The organism is Streptomyces barkulensis (genome assembly GCF_002843305.1).
GTDB classification, from domain to species: Bacteria; Actinomycetota; Actinomycetes; order Streptomycetales; family Streptomycetaceae; genus Streptomyces; species Streptomyces barkulensis.
The window spans coordinates 19,957-34,505 of sequence record NZ_PGSG01000025.1 but is presented as its reverse complement, the minus strand read 5'-3'; the positions used below and the strand labels follow the sequence as shown (position 1 = coordinate 34,505).

At 75.4% G+C, this 14,549-nt stretch carries 7 protein-coding genes; 2 read left to right on the top strand and 5 right to left on the bottom strand.

The window, feature by feature from the left end; all coding sequences use genetic code 11:
- Window positions 1-76: 76 nt before the first annotated feature.
- Together CUT83_RS04715 and CUT83_RS04710 are read right to left on the bottom strand one after the other, a co-directional pair.
- A complete protein-coding gene (locus tag CUT83_RS04715) occupies window positions 77-1,387 on the bottom strand; it encodes a serine/threonine-protein kinase (protein WP_101254600.1) in 1,311 nt (436 codons plus the stop codon).
- Window positions 1,388-1,559: 172 nt separating this feature from the next.
- Window positions 1,560-3,341 (bottom strand): serine/threonine-protein kinase, encoded by a 1,782-nt coding sequence (locus CUT83_RS04710; RefSeq protein ID WP_101254599.1) that lies wholly within the window; start codon window positions 3,339-3,341, stop codon window positions 1,560-1,562.
- Window positions 3,342-3,700: 359 nt separating this feature from the next.
- Here CUT83_RS04710 and CUT83_RS04705 point away from each other — a divergent pair, with 359 nt between their 5' ends.
- Window positions 3,701-7,003: an FHA domain-containing protein gene (locus tag CUT83_RS04705; RefSeq protein WP_439144994.1), complete on the top strand. Its 3,303-nt coding sequence runs from the start codon at window positions 3,701-3,703 to the stop codon at window positions 7,001-7,003.
- A 111-nt stretch (window positions 7,004-7,114) separates the two neighbouring features.
- Here CUT83_RS04705 and CUT83_RS04700 read toward each other — a convergent pair whose 3' ends face one another.
- From CUT83_RS04700 to CUT83_RS04690, 3 genes are all read right to left on the bottom strand, one after another.
- Entirely contained in the window at window positions 7,115-12,133 is a 5,019-nt protein-coding gene (locus tag CUT83_RS04700; protein WP_101254598.1) for an NAD-glutamate dehydrogenase, read from the bottom strand.
- 380 nt (window positions 12,134-12,513) lie between these two features.
- Window positions 12,514-13,197, bottom strand: a complete 684-nt coding sequence (locus CUT83_RS04695; protein ID WP_101254597.1) for an HAD family hydrolase — start codon at window positions 13,195-13,197, stop codon at window positions 12,514-12,516.
- Window positions 13,198-13,290: 93 nt separating this feature from the next.
- Window positions 13,291-13,806, bottom strand: coding sequence for a DUF6912 family protein (locus CUT83_RS04690; RefSeq protein WP_101254735.1), 516 nt, complete (start codon window positions 13,804-13,806; stop codon window positions 13,291-13,293).
- A 303-nt stretch (window positions 13,807-14,109) separates the two neighbouring features.
- On the opposite strand from CUT83_RS04690, the gene CUT83_RS04685 reads away from it, so the two are divergent.
- On the top strand, window positions 14,110-14,532 hold the full coding sequence (locus tag CUT83_RS04685; protein ID WP_093849786.1) for an Rv3235 family protein: 423 nt from the start codon (window positions 14,110-14,112) through the stop codon (window positions 14,530-14,532).
- Window positions 14,533-14,549: the final 17 nt, after the last annotated feature.

Here is a 14,549-nt window from a genome sequence, read left to right as displayed (position 1 = left end):
ACCTTTGCCGCCGCCCCGTCGATCGGGGGCCGTCCGGCCGGCGCCCGGGGCTTCCCTGGGCCGCTCCCCAGGGCTCCTAGGGACTGTCCTCCTCGCTCTGCGAGGGGACTGCGGGGCCGCCGCCCTCCTCGCCACCGCCGGACAGGGCCAGCCAGCCGCCGATGCCGAGCGCGGCGGCGACGGCCGTGGCCGTGACGCCCTGCCTGACCCTGCGGCGGCGCTCGGCCGCCCGGTGGCGGGCGGAGCCCGCGCGCGGGCTGCCCGGGGCGCGGGGGGCGCGGGCGGTGCCGTGGGCGCCGCCCGCCAGCTCGTCCGCGCCGGGGACGCGCATGCTGGTGTGGGTGTCGCGGGTGGAGTCGGGCGCGGGCCCGCCGTGGACGAGCGGTACGGCGCCGCGGGCGGGCGCGCCGTACGGGTCGGCGTCCGCACCGGGCCCGTAGGGTCCGTCGTCGTACGCGGGGCCGCCGTGGTGTCCGCCGTGCTGTCCGTGGGCTCCCTGCCGCTCACCGCCGTGGGCGCCGGTCTCCGGCTCGGGCTCGTCGATGTCGAGCGGCGGCAGCCCGGCCAGGGCCGGCAGCATCTCCCGCAGCCGCACGGCCGTCTCGGAGGCGCGCAGCCGGGAGGCCGGGGCCTTGGCCAGGCACTGGTTGATCAGCTGCCACAGCTCGTCGGGGATGCCGGGCAGCGGGGCGACGCGCTCGGTGACGTGGCGGCGCAGCACGGCCCCGGGGTGGCCTCCGCCGAAGGGCGTGAAACCGGCCAGCAGCTCGTACAGCACCGTGGCCAGTGCGTAGACGTCGACCGATGCGCGCGGCGGCAGACCCTCGACGATCTCGGGGGCGACGTAGTCGGGGGTGCCGACGACCTTGCTGCCGCCGCCCCGGCTGGGCGCGTCGATCAGCTTGGCGACGCCGAAGTCGGTGAGCAGCGCGGGCGGGGCGCCGCCGGGCCCGGCCGGGCCGTGGACGTCGAGCAGGATGTTCTCGGGCTTGACGTCGCGGTGGACGATCCCGGCCGCGTGGGCGGCGGCCAGCGCGTCGGCGACGTCGGCGGCGACGGCGACGGCCACCTCCGGGGCGAGGCGGCGCTCGCGCTCCAGCCGGGTGCGCAGGTCGGTGCCGCGCACGAGGTCCATGACGAGGGCGAGGTCGTTGCCGTCGACCACCAGATCGCGCACCTTGACCACGCGCGGGTGGTCGAGGGCGAGCAGCGCGGTGCGCTCCTGCACGAAGCGGCCCACCAGCTCCTGGTCCGAGGCCAGGTCCTCGCGCAGCAGCTTGACGGCGACGGGGCTGCCCTTCGGCCCCACGCCCAGCCACACCGTGCCGGCGCTGCCCCGGCCCAGGATCCGATGGGCGGTGTACCGACTGCCGATCTTCCGTGACATGGCGACAAAACTACGCTTCCGCGGGCCCGCCGCGCCCCCCGGATGGCGGCAACCACCACCTCCGGGGCGGAAATCCGCCCCGAAAGTCGACAAAGCAACCGGGTCGCCGCCTGCGCGGACCGCCGTTCCCCGCCGCCGTTCCCCGCAGCTGTCCCCCGCCGCCGGTTGTCCGTCAGTTGTTGGCGGGGAGCTCCGTGGGAACGTCCGAGGGGAGTTCGGTGGGCAGCTCCTCGGCCGCGTTGCCGAACTCCGTCATCCACGTCCAGGCATCGCCCACCCAGTCCTTGGTGTCCTCCCAGAACTGCCGGCCCTGGTCCCACCACTCGGGCAGCGGGGTGAAGTTCCAGACCAGCACGCAGATCAGCACGAAGATCAGCACCATGAACAGGCAGCCCTTGAGGCAGCCGAGCCCGGGGATGCGCATGGGGTTCGAGCTGCGCTGCCGCGGCGGGCGGGGCTCGCGCCGGGGCTCGGGCGGGCGCGGGGGCTCGTACCGCTGCGGCCGCGGCTCCGGCCGGTGCTGCGGCGCGGGGGCGTACGACTGCTGCGGCTGCTGCTGGTGCTGCCGCCGGGGCTGCGACTGCTGCTGGTACCCGGGCTGCTGGTGCGGAGGCTGCTGGTACTGCTGCGGGTCGACACGGCGCTGGGGGCGGCGGCGCAGCGGATCGTACTCCGGGTCGAGCGGCTGGATCTGGGTCTGCTCGTTGCGGTCCCGGGCGGCGCGCAGCTGGGTCTGCCAGGGGTGCGGCTCCTCGGGGCCCGGACCGTCCCCGCCGCCGGGGGGCGTGCCCGGAGGCATGGGCGGCATGACCTGGGTGGCGCCCTCGTCGGATCCGCCCCCGCCGGGACCACCCGGACCGGGGCCGCCGGCGTGCGGCAGGAAGCTGGTGGCGGCGTCGGGGTCGTACGCGGGGGCGCCGTCGCCGGGCCGGCCCGTGGTCGGCAGCACCTGGGTGGGGTCCGAGGCGCCGGCCGGTGCCTGCCCCGGCACCGGGGCGGGCGAGGGGTCGGGGCCCAGCAGCGCGGCGACGCCCAGCGCGGCCTCGGCCTGCGCGGGCGTGGCGTGCACCCCGATCCCCTCGGCGACCGTCCGCAGGGCGCGGGCCAGGTTCTCGGCGCCGGGCCGCTCCCCGGGGTTCTTGCGCAGGCAGCGCTCGATGACCGTCCACAGCGGCAGGGGCACGTTGCCGGGGCGCTGCGGCTCCTCGGTCAGATGGCGCTGGAGGAGTTCCAGCGCGGTGCCGCCGCCGAAGGGGGGACGGCCGGTGACCAGCTCGTACAGCAGGATGCCCGCGCCGTAGACGTCCACCGCGGAGGTCTGCGGCCGGCCCTCGGCTGACTCGGGCGCGACGTAGGCGGGGGTGCCGACGAACTCGTGGGTGCGGGTCAGGCCCGGGGAGTCGGCCAGGCGCGCGATGCCGAAGTCGGTGAGCATCGGGCGCAGGCCCGCCGGGTCGTCCTCGGAGCCGGCGAGCAGCACGTTGGCGGGCTTGAGGTCGCGGTGGACGACCTCGTCGGCGTGGCTGGCGGCCAGCGCGTCGGCGATCTGGGCGGTCAGCAGCGCGGCGGCGACCGGCGAGAAGGGGCCGTTGCTCCGCAGATAGCGGTCCAGGTCCGGGCCGTCGATCAGGTCCATGACGAGGGCGAGGAGTTCGCCCTCGACCACCAGGTCGCGGGTGCGGACGATGTTGGGGTGGGTCAGGCGGAGCAGGACGGAGCGCTCGCGCAGGAAGCGCATCACCACGTCCGGGTCGCTCGCCAGCTCCTCCTTGAGGACCTTGATGGCCACGGTCTCGCCGGGGTGTCCGGCCACGGCCGCCTCGGCGCCCGCCGTCTCCTGCCCCCCGAGCGCTGGCGCGCCGGGGGGTGCCCCCACGCGCGCGCGCCAGACGGTGCCCGTGGCGCCGCGCCCGAGCGGCTCCTCGAGCAGGTACTTGCTGCCTACCGGCCGCACGTCATGCGCTCCCTGGTTCGTCCGAACTGCCCAAGCCGCCACTGTACGGCGCTCCGGCGGCTCACTGTAGTGCCGTGTGCGACAGGGCACAGGCGTGCGCAGACGCCCGTCCGGGCCGTTCCGCGCCCTGTCTCCGTGCCCTGTCTCCGTGTCCTGTCGGACGCGCCGCGCGGGCGGACGGTTGCCGGTGGGCGGCCGACCGGGGTTTCGCATCGGAGCGAAACGCACGGAGGACGGGCGATTACCGGTCACTTTTGCATGCACAGCCGACCAATCAAGATCATTCGACGGAGGATCGTGGGCGCTGTGACAGTGGTCGGTGCGAGGATGCATCCAGCATCACGGGACTGAAGGGGCCGATGTCGATGCAGATCCGGCTGACCGTCCTCGGACCGCGCGGCGGTCACGCGGAGCAGAGCACCGGCGGTTGCGACGTGCTGGTGACCGCCCCCGCCGGCACCGCCCTCTCCGCGGTGACCGGCGCCCTCGCGGCGGCGGCCGCCTCCGCAGGCGCCGCGCCCGCCGCCGGCTCCGGTGAGGCGGTGGCGGTGTTCGCCGGCGCGCAGCGGCTGGACGCCGGGCGCCAGATGCTGGGCGTGCCGCCGCTGGTGGACGGCGCGGTGGTGTCCCTGTACGGGCCGACCGCGCCCTGGAGCCACGGCCTGGCCCCCGCCGGTACGCGCGCCCGGCTGCACGTCGTCGCCGGACCGGACGCGGGCGGTGTCCACCTGCTGCGCGGCGGGCAGGTGCGCGTCGGGCGCTCCGCCGAGGCGGACGTGCCGCTGGACGATCCGGACGTCTCCCGGCTGCACTGCACGGTGACCGTGGCGGAGTCGGGGGTGGTGACGGTCACCGACCTCGCCTCCACCAACGGCACGACGGTCGACGGCGCCGCGGTCCACGACCGCCCGGTGCCGCTGCCGCCGGGCGCGACACTGCGGCTGGGCGAGTCCGCCGTACGGCTGCGGGCCGGGTCGGAGGAGCTGCCGGGCGGGCTGCCCGCTCTTCCCGACGGGGAGGGGCATCTGCGGGTCCCCGCGGGCGGCGCCGGCGCGGCCGGACGGCTCCCGGAACAGGGCCGTGCGCCCTCGGCCGCTCCCGCCTCCCCCGGCGCGCCCTCGGCCCCTGCCGCCCCCGCGGCAGCCCCCATCGCCGAGACGGTCGGTGGGCTGGGCCACGCGGCGCTCCCGCCGTACGGGCCCGGTGACGGCGGACCGGGCGGCCCCGGCACTGCGGCCACCCCGTACGTCCCCGGCGGCCCGGAGGACGGCGGGGAGATCGAGCACGGCCGCGCCGACCACCCCTTCCCCTCCGGCGGCGGCACCCACGGGGCCGGGATCGCGCCCCCGCCCGGCGGCCCTGCCGCCGAGCGGCCCCGGCGCGGCGGCCTGGGCGCCTGGGCCCGGCGGCTCGCCGGAGGGCGGCCGGACGACGACGGCGCGGACGTCCACGGACCGGGCCGGGCGCGGCCCGCCCCGTCCACCTCGCCTTCCGTCTCCGCGGCGGCGGCCGCGCCGGGCGAGGAGCGCCGGCCCGACCCGTCGGAGATCCTGCTCACCGCGCTGGGCCCCGGCCCCCGGCTGTGGGAGCGCGGCGCCGGCCACCCCGACGCGCTGACCGTCCGGCTCGGCTCGGTCCGCGGCGCGGCCGGTGCCGTCGAGCCGGTGACGGTGGATCTGCGGCGCACGGGTTCGCTGGGGCTGGCCGGCCCCCGGGCCCGGCTGCTGCCGCTGGTGCGCTCGGTCCTCGCCCAGCTCACCGCGCTGCACGGGCCGAGCGCCCTGGAGGTCGTGCTGATCGCCCCGGGTCATGCGCCCCGCGGTGGCGGGCACGACGCGGCGGAGGGCGGCGACTGGTCCTGGCTGGGCTGGCTGCCGCACCTGCGCCCGGCCCACGGCCAGGACTGCCGCCTGCTGCTGGCGTACGACCGCGAGCAGGCCGCCGCCCGCACCGAGGAGCTGCTGCGGCGGCTGGACGGACCGGAGCCGGGTGCGGGCGCGCGCCGCGGCCCGCTGACGGTCGCCGTGGTCGACGGCGACCCGGGCCCGGCCGAGCTGCGCGACGCCGTGGCCCGGCTGGCGGCGCACGGACCGGCCGCGGGCGTCCATCTGCTGTGCCTGGCCGAGACCTCGGCCGCCACCCCCACCTCCCCGCTGGCCGTGACTCTGGAGGCGGCGGCCGCCGTCTCCCCCGCCTTCCGCTTCTGCGGGGCCGTCGGCCTGCTCAGCGGTGCCGTCGCCACGGCGATACGGGTGGTGGCGCGCGGCACGGATCCGGCGAACGCCCCGGTCGCGACCGTGGACGGGGTGTCGTCGGCCTGGGCCGAGCGTTTCGCCCGGGCGCTTGCGCCGCTGCGCGAGGCGGACGCGGCCAGGGGCCCGTCCCCGGACCGTCCCGTGCCGCTGCCGCCGAGTTCCCGGCTGCTGGAGGAGCTGGGCCTGGCCCGGGCCACTCCCGCCGCGCTGCTGGCCCGCTGGGCCGACGATCCCGCCGAGCCCGGCGCACCCGCCGGCCCGCGGGCCGAGGCCGTGCTGGGCGCGGGCCCGCACGGCCCGGTCACCGCCGACCTCGCGGCCGGACACGGCCCCTTCCTGGTCTCCGGTCCGGCCGGTTCCGGCAAGACCGAGCTGCTGCGCTCGGCGGCCGCCTCGCTGGCCGCCGGGGAACGGCCGGACCGGCTGGCCCTGGTCCTGGTGGACGGGGACGGCGACGGGCTGCGGGCCTGCGGCGACCTGCCGCACGCCACGACGTACCTGGCCGCGGGGGATCCGCTGCGGATGCGGGAGTTCGCCCAGGCGCTGGGCGGCGAGCTGAAGCGGCGCGCGGAGCTGCTCGGCGACCGCCCGTACGAGGCGTACGCGGCGGAGGTGTCGCATGCTCGGCACCGTGCCGCCGGGGGTCACGCCGGCGGCCACGCCGCCCGGGTGGTCGCCCAGCGCCGGGCCCCGGGCGCTGCCCCGGCGGGCACGGGACCGGGCACGGGCACGGGCTCGGGCACGGGCACGGGCACGGTTTCCGGCAGGGGCTCCGAGCCCGGCGCGCTCAAGCTGCGAGCGCCCGGGGAGACGGACTCCGCCGAGGCCCCCGGCGCCGCGAGGCCGGCGCCGGGGGCACAAGCGCTGCCCCGGCTGGTGGTCCTCGTCGACGACTTCGACACACTGGTCGCCCCCGCCCTGGGCAACCCCGGCCGGCCGGCGGCCGGTTCGGTGGTCAGGGCGCTGGAGGCCGTGGCTCGGGACGGGGCGCGGCTGGGGGTGCACCTGATAGCCGCCACCGGGCGGCCGGAGCACACCGAGGGGACGTCCACCGGGCAGGAGGCGGCCCTGCGGGTCTTCCTGGGCTCCGATGCCTCGGGCGGCCCGGGCGGCTCCGGCGGCCCGGGCGGCTCCGCGGAGGGGCCGTTGCCGGGGCGAGGTGCGCTGCACCGGCCGGACGGCTCGGTGACCGCCTTCCAGGCGGGCCGGGTGTCGGGCCGCATACCCCGTACGGCGACCCTGCGGCCGACGGTGGTCCCCTTGGACTGGGCGCGCGCCGGGGACCCTCCCACCCGTCGCCCCGTGCGCGAACTGGGCAACGGCCCGACCGATCTGGCGCTGCTCGCCAGCGCGGTCGAGCGCGCGGCCCGCGAGGCGGGTGCTCCCGCCCACCCCTCGCTGATGTGAGACGGGGCCGGAACCGGCTCCGCACACGGTGATGGGGGCGGCCGGACGGCCGCCCCCATCACCGTGCTCCCCGGAGTACCGGGGCTCCCCGGTACTCCGGGCTCCGGCGCGTCAGCGGTTGCTGCGCAGCAGTGTGCGCATCGTGCGCATCGCCACCGACAGGTTCGCCAGGTCGAAGGTGTCCGACTCGCGGATCTCCTCCAGTGTGGCCCTGGCCCGCCCCAGGACGGCGGCGCTCTTCTCCTCCCACGCCTTGAAGCGCTGCTCGGGCGTGGCGCTGCCGTCCCCGGTGGCCAGCACATCCGCGGTGAGGAGCTGGTGGGCGGCGTAGAGGTCCTCGCGGATCGCCGCGCGGGCCATCGACTGCCAGCGGTCGGAGCGCGGCAGCTCGCTCACCCTGTCCTGGAGCTCGGTGATGCCCAGCCGGTCGGCCAGGTCGTAGTAGACCTCGGCGACGTCCAGCAGTTCGCGGCCGGTGCGGTCGGCGACGGCCACCACGTCCAGCGCGGGGAAGACGGACGAGAAGCCCGCCACCCGCAGCGCCAGGTCGCCGGGGACCCCGGCACCGGTCAGCTCGTCGTCGACGCTCTGGTGCCAGTCCAGGTCGGCGCCTCTGAGCAGCTTGGGCAGCTGCGACCAGACCACCTCCACCCGCTCCTGGAAGACCTCGATGGTCTCGGCGAGCTTCAGCGGCTGCGGCCGGTTGTTCAGCAGCCAGCGGGTGCCCCGCTCGACCAGCCGCCTGGCGTGCAGCCGCATCCGGGTCTGGACGTCGGCGGCCACGGTGTTGTCCAGTTCCTCGACCTCGTCCCAGACGCGGGCCAGGCCGAAGATCTCCCGGGCGGCGGTGTGCGCCCGCACGATCTCCTCCGCCGAGGCGCCCGACTCCTCCTTCATCCGGTGCACCAGGGTCGACCCCCCGGTGTTGACCGTGTCGTTGACCAGGAGGGTCGTGACGATCTCACGCCGCAGGGCGTGGCGCTCGATCTGCTCGGGGAAGCGTTCGCGCAGTGCGCTGGGGAAGTACGCGTGCGCCAGCCGCTGCAGATACGGGTCGTCCGCCAGATCGGTGCCGGCCAGCTCCTCGGTGACGGTGATCTTGGCGTACGCCAGCAGCACCGCCATCTCGGGCTGGGTCAGTCCGCGGCCGTGCGCCAGCCGCTCGCGGATCTGCCGGTCGGCCGGCAGGAACTCCAGCTGCCGGTCCAGCCGTCCCTGGCGGGACAGGCTGCGCATGAGCCGCTGCTGGGCGTGGAGCAGGTCGGGCGCCTGCCGCATCGCGTTGGCCAGCGCCACGTTCTGCGCGTAGTTGTTGCGCAGCACCAGCTCGGCGACCTCGTCGGTCATCTCCGCCAGCAGCTTGTTGCGCTGCTTGACGGTCATGTCCCCGTCGGCGACGACCGAGTTGAGCAGGATCTTGATGTTGACCTCGTGGTCGGAGGAGTCCACGCCCGCGCTGTTGTCGATGGCGTCGGTGTTGATCCGGCCGCCCTCGTGCGCGAACTCGATGCGGCCGAGCTGGGTCAGGCCCAGGTTGCCGCCCTCCCCGACGACCCGCACCCGCAGGTCCCCGCCGTTGACGCGGATCGCGTCGTTGGCCTTGTCGCCGACGTCGGCGTCGGTCTCGGTGGAGGCCTTGACGTAGGTGCCGATGCCGCCGTTCCACAGCAGGTCCACCGGGGCCTTGAGGATGGCCTTCATCAGCTCGGCCGGGGTCATCTTGGTGACGCCGTCCTCGATGCCCAGCGCCTGGCGCACCTGCGCGCCGACGGGGATGGACTTGGCGCTGCGGGGGTGGACGCCGCCGCCGGGCGACAGCAGCGAGGTGTCGTAGTCGGCCCAGGAGGAGCGCGGCAGTTCGAACAGCCGGCGGCGTTCGGCGTAGGAGGTGGCGGCGTCCGGGTCGGGGTCGAGGAAGATGTGCCGGTGGTCGAAGGCGGCCACCAGCCGGATGTGCTCGCTGAGCAGCATGCCGTTGCCGAAGACGTCCCCGGACATGTCGCCGATGCCGACGACCGTGAAGTCCTCGGTCTGGGTGTCGTGGCCGAGCTCGCGGAAGTGCCGCTTGACCGACTCCCAGGCGCCGCGGGCGGTGATGCCCATGGCCTTGTGGTCGTAGCCGGCCGATCCGCCGGAGGCGAAGGCGTCGCCGAGCCAGAAGCCGTAGGCGGTGGCGACCTCGTTGGCGGTGTCGGAGAAGGAGGCGGTGCCCTTGTCTGCCGCGACGACCAGATAGGTGTCGTCCCCGTCGTGCCGCACCACGCGCTCGGGCGGTACGACCTGGCCGCCCACGAGGTTGTCGGTGATGTCGAGCATGCCGGAGATGAAGGTCTTGTAGCAGGCGACGCCCTCGGCCAGCCAGGCGTCGCGGTCCGCCGAGGGGTCGGGCAGCCGCTTGCCGACGAAGCCGCCCTTGGCCCCGACCGGCACGATCACCGTGTTCTTGACCTCCTGCGCCTTGACCAGTCCCAGGATCTCGGTGCGGAAGTCCTCGCGCCGGTCGGACCAGCGCAGGCCCCCGCGGGCGACCTTGCCGAAACGCAGGTGCACGCCCTCCACCCGCGGCGAGTACACCCAGATCTCGTACGCCGGGCGGGGCGCGGGCAGGTCCGGGATGGCCTGCGGGTCGAACTTCATCGACACGTACGCGTGCGGCCGGCCCGACTCCTCGTCGCGCGGCTGGAAGTAGTTCGTGCGCAGGGTGGCCTTGATGAGGGTGAGGAAGGAGCGCAGGATGCGGTCCTCGTCCAGCGAGGCGACCTGGTCCAGCGCCCCGTCCAGCTCCTCCAGCAGGCCGTCGGTCAGCTCGTGGCCGGCGGCGGCGCGGTCGGGGGAGAGGCGGGCCTCGAAGAGGCTGACCAGCAGCCGGGTGGTGTGGACGTTGCGGCGGAGGGTGTCCTCCATGTAGTCCTGGCTGAAGGGCGAGCCGGCCTGCCGCAGGTACTTGGCGTAGGCGCGCAGCACCATCGCCTGCCGCCAGGTCAGTCCGGCCGACAGCACCAGCGCGTTGAAGCCGTCGCTCTCGGCCTCGCCGCTCCAGACGGCGGCGAAGGCGTCCTGGAAGCGCTCGCGGGCGTCGCCCTCCAGGTTCTGCGCGTGGTTCGCCGGCAGCCGGAGCCCGAAGTCGTAGATCCACGCCGGGGAGCGGTCGGCGCAGCGCAGCTCGTAGGGGCGCTCGTCGACGACCTCCACACCCATGGCCTGGAGGATCGGCAGCACCGCGGAGAGCGAGACGGGCTCGCCGGTGCGGTAGATCTTGAAGCGGCGCTCGCCGGGGCCGGCCCCGACCGGCTCGTACAGGCTGAGCGCGAAGTCGCTGACGCCCTCGCCCCGTTCCAGGCCCTGGATGTACTGGAGGTCGGCGACGGCGGTGCGGGGCGGGAAGTCGGCCTTGTAGCCCTCGGGGAAGGCGCCGCCGTAGCGGTGGGCGAGCCGGGCCGCCCGCTCCTCGCCCACCTCGGCGACCAGCGCCTCGGAGAAGCCGTCGGCCCAGGAGCGGGCGGCCTCCACCAGCCGGGCCTCGATGCGCTCGGCGTCGGCGTGGGTCAGCTGCGCCAGCTCGGTGCCCTGCGGGACGCGGACGACGAAGTGCAGCCGGGCGAGGACGGACTCGGTGTTCCAGGCGGTGAAGTCGACGTTGGTGCCGCCCAGTTCCTCCATGAGGATGTCGGTCATCCGCAGCCGCACGGCGGTGGTGTAGCGGTCGCGCGGCAGGTAGACCAGCGCGGAGTAGTAGCGGCCGTACTCGTCCTGGCGCAGGTAGAGCCGGAGCTTGCGGCGCTCCTGGAGGTACAGCACGGAGGTGGCGATCTCGCGCAGCTCGTCGGCCGGGATCTGGAAGAGCTCGTCGCGCGGGTACGTCTCCAGGATCTGGAGCAGGTCGCGGCCGTCGTGGCTGTCGGGGACGAAGCCGGTGGAGCCGATCACTTCCTCGACCTTGCGGCGGATGACGGGCACCCGGCGCACCGACTCGGTGTAGGCGGCCGACGAGAACAGCCCGAGGAAGCGGCGCTCCCCCACCACGTTGCCCGCCTCGTCGAACTTCTTCACCCCGATGTAGTCGAGGTAGGAGGGGCGGTGGACGGTGGCCCGGCTGTTGGCCTTGGTGAGCACCAGCAGCCGGTGCTCGCGGGCCTTGGCGCGGACGCCGGCCGGGAGGCGGTTGAAGGAGGGCGACACAGGGTGGGCGTGGGCGTGGGTGTGGGCGGGCGCGTGGGGGGGTGCGGCGGCGCCGTCCCGGTCGCCGCCCGGGACGGCGCCGCCCCGGTCGTCGTGGTGCGGGTCGGAGCGCAGGATGCCCAGGCCGGTGCCCGGGACGGCGCTGAGCAGCAGTTCCTCGGCCCCGTCCACGGCCTCGGTGGTCAGCTCGTACTCGCGGTAGCCCAGGAAGGTGAAGTGGTCGTCCGCGAGCCAGCGCAGCAGCTCGCGCGCCTCCTCCACCTCCTGTTCGGGCAGGTCGCCGGCGAGCGGCTCGTCGGGCAGGTCGTCGGCGATCCGCAGCGCGGCGTTCCGCATCTTCTGCCAGTCCTCGACGGCCTCACGCACGTCGGACAGCACGCGCCGCAGATCGGCGGTGATCCGCCCGAGGTCCTCGCGGTCGGTCTCGCGGTCGATCTCGACGTGGATCCAGGACTCGGTGAGCGCGTCGTCCGGCAGTCCCTCCCCGGGCCGGGCGGCCGAGTCCAGGACCTGGAGCAGCCTGCCGGTGACGTCGCGGCGGACGATGACCTGGGGGTGGACCACCAGGTGGATGCCGCGCCCCTGCCTGGTCAGCTCGTTGGTGACCGAGTCCACCAGGAAGGGCATGTCATCGGTGACGACTTCCACGACGCTGTGGGTGCACGTCCAGCCGTTCTCCTCGACGGACGGGGTGTGGACGCGGACGTTCGCGGTGCCCTGGGGGCGCTGCTGGGCCAGCCGGCAGTGGGAGACCGCGGCCCCGTAGACGTCGACCGGGTCGCGGTCGATGAGGTCCTCGGGAGCGGTGTGCAGGTAGTAGCGCTGGAGGTACGAGCCGAGGGTCCCGGCGTCCAGCCCCGGTACGGGTTGGCTGCCGGCGGGACCGCTGTCGGCCACCCGGGCGGCTCGTTCGAGCAGCTCGGCCTTTGCTTCGTCCAGCTTGGTCTGCATGTCGTCTGGCTCCTGTCGCGCGCCGTTGCGTGACGTCAAGGCGTTGAGGGTTCTGAGGGCTTGACGCCGGCACACCAAGTGTCCGCCGGAGCGGGGCGTCATGCCCGGAGACGGGGTGATCTGCGGCATCCCCGGCCCCGGCGGCGTCGCACGGGTGCCCGGGATGGGAGGCGGCACTGCCTCCCGCGGGTGTCTCGCTGATCACGCGGCTAGGCTACCCCTCTCCGGTCGGGCCCCGTCATGGACAGTATGTGTACAAAACCAGGGGTCGGAGTTGGACGTTGTGGACAGTATCCGTCAGGCCGCGGGCGGCCCGGCGCCGGGCGGTGTACGACGGCGTACAGCGGTGTCCCGGCGCTGCACGGCGCTGCACGGCGCTGTCAGTGCTCCCCGATCACCTGCTCGGCCACCTCCACCGCCTCGGTGAGGCTGTCCACCACCGGTACCCCCGCCGCCCGAAGGCTGTTCCTGCTGTGCGAGCCGCCGGTGTACAGCACGGCCCGCGCGCCCACGGCGGCGGCCGCCACCGCGTCGTCCACCGCGTCGCCGACCACCACGGTGCGGCGGGGATCGAACCCGTCGAGCGCCGCCACGTGCGCCGCCATCTGCCGGGCCTTGCCCGCGTTCGACCCGCTGCCGCCTCCGAGGTTTCCGTCGACCCGGACGAAGTGCTCCTCGATGCCGTGCCTGCGCACCAGCGGCACCAGATGGTCGTGCGGGGCCAGGGAGCACAGCGACTGGGTCAGCCCGGCCTCCCGCCGCGCGGCGAGCAGCTCCGCCGCGCCCTCGGCGAGCCCCACCTGCTCGATGCGCGCGAAGTAGTGCCGGTGGAAGACCTCGTCCATCCCGGCCCACTCCTCGTCGGTGGGCAGCCTTCCCATCAGCCGCTCGTAGAAGCGCGGCACCGGCACGCAGTACAGCTCCCGGTAGCGCTCCAGCGTGATGGGCGGCAGCCCTATCTCGGCGAAGGCGGCGTTGGTCGCGGCGATGACCGCGTCGATGTCGTGCAGCAGCGTGCCGTTCCAGTCCCACACGATGTGGGCTCTCCCCGTGCCCGAGTCCATACCCACGACGGTAAGGGGTGGGTGTGACAGGCGACAGACGCGGCCGGCGTGCCGGGGCCGCGGACCGGGCCGGGGTGCCGGCCGGGAGCGGGCTCAGGCCGGCTCGTCCACGATGTCGCCGATCTCCTGGGTGGCGTACCACAGCAGCTCGTGGTCGTCCGCCCCGTCCACCGTGAAGCGGGCGTCGTCGTCGCCCTGGTCGGCCGCGCCCAGCGCCTGTGCCGCCGCGGCGACGTCCGCCTCCGCCTCGTCCCCGTCGACATGCACGGCGGCGGCCCGGTCCAGCGGCACGGTCCGCTCGATGCGCACCTCGCCCAGCGCGGCCGGGTCCAGACCGCGGTCCGGGTCGGCCACGGCCTCGCGGTCGGGCACGTCGACGGCGACCACGACCCGGCGGCGCGGGGCGTCCGGGGCGACGGCCAGGAGCCGCAGCGAGGCCTGCGCGGCGCGGCCGAGCGCGGCGTACTCCAGTTCCTCGATGTCGTCCGAGACGTACCACTCGCGCAGCCCGGGGGTGACCGCGTAGGCGGTCAGCGGGCCGGGGCCGAGCTCGCCCGCCCGGTGCGCGGCCGCCAGGCCGGGCAGGGTGAGGGGGACATAGACGCGCATCGCCACCACTTTCGTGTAAGGCCGCTCCGGGTGTTCCGACAGCATACGGCGGCTCCCGCGCGCCGAACGCCCCCGGTCCCGCTCGGCCCCGCTCGCCCGCACCGGGCGACGACGCAGGTCAGCGGCCCCCGCCGTCAAGCCCCGGCGGTTCCTCCACCGGACAGGTGAAACGCACACAGTCCGCCGCCACCGGCCGACGGTCGTTGCCGCACCGCGGGCGGCCCAGTAGAAACCGGGATGGAAGTTACCGCCCAGTAAGTGGATCGATGTGCGGGACACCGCACCAGAACACGGGGAGAGACCATGCCGCCCACCAGCCGTACCGCCCCTCCCGGCCGCCGGGACTCCCGGCGGCCGGCCCGCTCGGCCCTGCTCGCCGCCCGGCAGCGCGAACGCGACCGGCTGCCGCCCTACTGGTTCGCACACCGGCTGGTACTCGTCCTCAGCGGTCTGCGGCCGGTCCACCTGCTGCTCGGCCACACCCGTGACGAGGCGTACGAACAACTGGTCCGGCTCGCCCCGCTGACCCCGCTGCGGTCGGCGCAGGCGGGCGGACCGGCTCCAGTGGTCCGGGAGGTCGGCTGGTCGCAGCCCTGCCCCGGAGCGGTCGAGGCGTTCGCCCGGATCGCCGCCGGCGACCGGCTGCGCGCCGTGGCCTTCCGCCTGGAGCGCTCCCGCGACCGGCGCTGGCTGTGCTCCGCCGTCGAACTCGACACCGTTTCCTGACCGGCGGGACCGCCCTG